The 3,721-nt window shown below is 53.2% G+C and carries 2 protein-coding genes; one reads left to right on the top strand and one right to left on the bottom strand.

Features of this window, described 5'->3' with window-relative positions:
• Positions 1–1,977 (bottom strand): TonB-dependent receptor plug domain-containing protein (locus GFJ39_RS13660; protein ID WP_153431985.1); only part of this gene is annotated, 1,977 nt, incomplete at its 3' end.
• A 382-nt stretch (positions 1,978–2,359) separates the two neighbouring features.
• On the opposite strand from GFJ39_RS13660, the gene GFJ39_RS13655 reads away from it, so the two are divergent.
• Positions 2,360–3,652 carry an NAD(P)/FAD-dependent oxidoreductase gene (locus GFJ39_RS13655; protein ID WP_153431984.1) on the top strand — a complete coding sequence of 431 codons (1,293 nt, stop codon included), beginning with the start codon at positions 2,360–2,362 and terminating at the stop codon, positions 3,650–3,652.
• The last annotated feature ends 69 nt before the right edge of the window (positions 3,653–3,721 follow it).

Below are 3,721 nucleotides of genomic sequence, written 5' to 3'. Positions count from 1 at the left end.
CTGTGAGTTCCGCCACTTGTAATGCAGCGAGACATATCCATCAAAAAGCTGTTCCTGATAGCGAAAATACGCCAGTTCCGTATAATTTTTAGATTTGACCGGATCGAGTATCTGTTTGCTCCAGTCAAAATCGCTCAGATCAAAAAATGGGCCATTCGGGTTCTTCATGTCGGGGATGAACATGCTGGAAGCCGCACTGCCGCCCGGCTTGTACCAAAGTTGATCTGACGAATTGGTACCGTTCAGACTCCGCCATTCAAAACCGCTCGCAAATCCAAATCCGCGAAAACCCGGATCGAGGTTGCGAGTATAATCCAGACGGACGTTCGTAACGCCCTCATGGTCACGGTCATATTCCTGCTGAACCGTCTGAAATGCGTAACCACTGTTGAGGAGTTTGTTCATGTCGATAATATCGACAAGATTAGCCACGTTTTCCTTGTTGATTGTATAATCAGCATAAACCGCACCTTTCGACGTCTCTTTCGGATACACCCGGGCCGTCACATAGGGTTCGTGGTTATAATAATCTTCCCACGTATATCCGGCGCGCAGCTTTAACGCCGAAATATTGTCGTGCCAGCTCAGATTGCCCAGAACACCATTGGTATTCATCTGCCAGTTATCTTTCCGACCAATTGTCCTGGCGCGATAGATGTATTCACGGCCGGACGTTGGGGTCTGGTTCCAGATGCCCGTATCGTCCAGCAGGTATTCGTTATGTTCCATGAAGGAATTTTCCCACCTCTCGTAAGAATATCCCATAACGGACGCACTGAATCCGCTATTTGTTGGATGCCATTCAAGACGCGCAGCCCCACCCAGAGAGTTCAGATCGTTGGAATAGCTGCCACCATCGACATAACGCGGGGCGGTCATGCCGTTCCAACCCGAAGTGCTGGAATCATTGGGGCTCAGGATTTTCCCCTTGCTGTTATAATAATTGTAGCTGTCTTCCTGCCACTTCTTGGTCGTGTTCCGGGTCCGCCTCTGATAGCGGAACGAGGTCATGATCCCGAATTCCCTGTTTTTTCCAAACCGGTCCGAGAAAACGGCCTTGGCGCCCTGCCCCAGATGCGGCGACATGCCGGGGATTCTGTTGGCGCCCGCAGACCCTTTTGCGGTTCCGTAAATACCGTAAGCATTGATGTATTTGTAAAGCCCGTCATGGTCAAAGGCGCTACGGGGATTCATGTTTATGACCGCGCCAATGGCTCCTCCATCCTGTTCAGCTGTAAACGTCTTGTAAATATCGTCCTCACCGGTCATTTCTGCGGGTATGTTCTGCATATTGACGCGCCTGCGGATGCTGCCACCGTCACTGATACTTGCAAGCGTCAGGCCATCCAGCGTTGTCTGATTAAGGTCAGACGAAACGCCTCGCACACTGATATAACGTGGCTCGTCACCATTGCGGATCCCTGTGACGCCCGGAAGCTGCGTCAACAGCTGAGCCACTGACGTCGCGCCACCAAGGTTGGACGTGTCGTCATAGGTGATCGAGTCAACGACGCCGACAAAATTACGCTTCGTGCGCAGTTCATGCCGGCTACCCCGGACTGTCAGGTTATCCACCGTATCGGCTTCCAGTCCGGTGGATTTTCTGGATGGGACCGGATGCAGCATAATATGCTTTGGATTTGACGCATCCACTCTGAAAGTATTTTTACCAAGAAGTCTCTGCAGTGCTTGCAGATTATCCATTCTGCCATAAAGAGGCCTGGACCGCAGTTTGTCTGTCAGGCTGGAATCAAATGCGACGGGAACCCCAGTCTGTCGGCTGAAAGTCGTCAGGGCAGATGTCAGAGACTGTGAGGGTAGGGCAAAGACGCTCTGAAAATCCTGCGCAAAAGCAATAACTGGCGCAAGAGATGAGACGGTCGCTGAAAACACAAACGCGAAAGACCGACCTGAAAAATGCATTGGTGAAGTCCTGAATTGGAATAAACGGAGACCTTTTCCCGCTGCGCGGGACACTTGCTGATTTCCGATTATTTCTCATGTTAATATTTTGTTTCATTTAACTATCTGTAACTCATTCAATCTAAAGGTTTCTTTTTTTTTCACTTAAATCGATAGTTTTTTACTATTGTGAATTGTGCGATTTTAAAAATATAAACAATGCGCACAAGGAAAGATCTCGCAGCATTCTCTTCTACAGAACCATCACGGATATTTGAGTTCTTTAAAAAAATATCCAGAGAGTGCACCGCGGTAACTTGAATATGATTTTTAGCATTCTCATATTTTCATAATAATTAATGGCGAATTCCCCGTTTACTGCCGCTATGCGCGGTAAACGTCTCTTCCCTCGTGTCTTTTTCTGTTGCCCACCCCCTGAACGGAGGCCTGAAAACCGATGGCGTCTCGATCTGAAATTCTGATTATCGGTGGCGGTGTTGCCGGTCTTTCCCTTGCAACCCGCCTCGGCAAGTCGATGGGAAAATCCGGAAAGGCGCGCATCACGCTGATCGACAAGAGCTTTTCCCATGTCTGGAAACCGATGCTGCACTGCTTTGCCTCCGGCACGCTCAGCAATGAAAACGACAAGGTGAACTTCATCTCCCAGGCCAGCGGGCACCATTTCGAGTTCTGGCCCGGCGAGGTCGCCTCCATTGACCGCGAGAACCGCGAGGTCATTCTCAGCCCGCTTCTGGAAGCCGACGGCACCGTCATTCTGGAAAGCCGACGCATGAAATACGACACGATCGTCATCGCGATCGGCAGTACCGCCAATGATTTCGGCACGCCCGGCGTCAAGGAACACTGCATGTCCATCGACAATCTCGTGGACGCCAATGCGTTCAACGAGAAGTTCCGGATGGAGCTGCTCCGCGCCTTCGCTAACAATTCCGAACTGGACATTGCGATCGTCGGCGGCGGTGCGACCGGTGTGCAGCTTGCCGCCGAGCTTCACAAGGCGCTGGAAATCGTGGGGCCGTATAACCTGCATGCTTTCGGCAAGGCCCCGCCCAAACTGCATGTTACGCTGTTGCAGTCCGGCGCGCGCATCCTTCCCGCTTTTCCGGAATCCGTCTCGGCTGCGGCGCAGCAGGAACTCGAACATATCGGCGTTACCGTCCGCACCAATGCGCGCGTCGCGGCGGCCGATGAGCATGGTTTCACGCTTAAGGACGGGTCCTATGTTTCGGCCAAGCTGCGCGTCTGGGCGGCTGGCGTCCGAGCCCCTGAGGTCACGACTGCGTATGGTGGGCTGACGATCAACAGGACCGGTCAGATCCTCGTCAATCCGAACCTGTCCTCCATTGATGACGAGCGGATTTTCGCCATGGGAGACTGCTCCTTCATCCAGGACGATCCCCTGCCCGCTACAGCTCAGGTCGCCCGCCAGCAGGCCAGGCATCTGGCGCGCCATCTGCCGGCCTGGATCGAGCATGGCCAGAAAGTCCCGGGCTGTATTTTCCACAACAAAGGCGCGATCGTGGCTCTGGGGAAATACAATGGCTGGGCGGCTCTTCCGGGCGGTACGGTCTGGGGGGGGGGCATCTCGCACGGCTTCTCGGCGCGAATGGCCCATCTCATGCTCTATCGCCAGCACCAGATCGAACTGTTTGGCTATTACCGGGGGCTGATGTCCTTTTATTCCGACTGGGTCGAAACCTTCGTCCGGCCTTCCGTGCGGCTGGACTGAGCATCATCCGCACCTGAGGCCCCCCCCTGACAGCAAAAAAGCCCGCGGCCTACGCCACGGGCTTTTTGT

The organism is Gluconobacter aidae (genome assembly GCF_009547075.1).
In the GTDB taxonomy this organism is placed as follows: Bacteria; Pseudomonadota; Alphaproteobacteria; order Acetobacterales; family Acetobacteraceae; genus Gluconobacter; species Gluconobacter aidae.
Note: the sequence above shows the minus strand (reverse complement) of the source record. Positions and strands in the feature narration are given on the sequence as shown.

Coding starts and splice junctions, on each gene's coding strand:
- GFJ39_RS13655 (WP_153431984.1), top strand. CDS start 2,360: ATGGCGTCTCGATCTGAAATTCTGATTATCGGTGGCGGTGTTGCCGGT.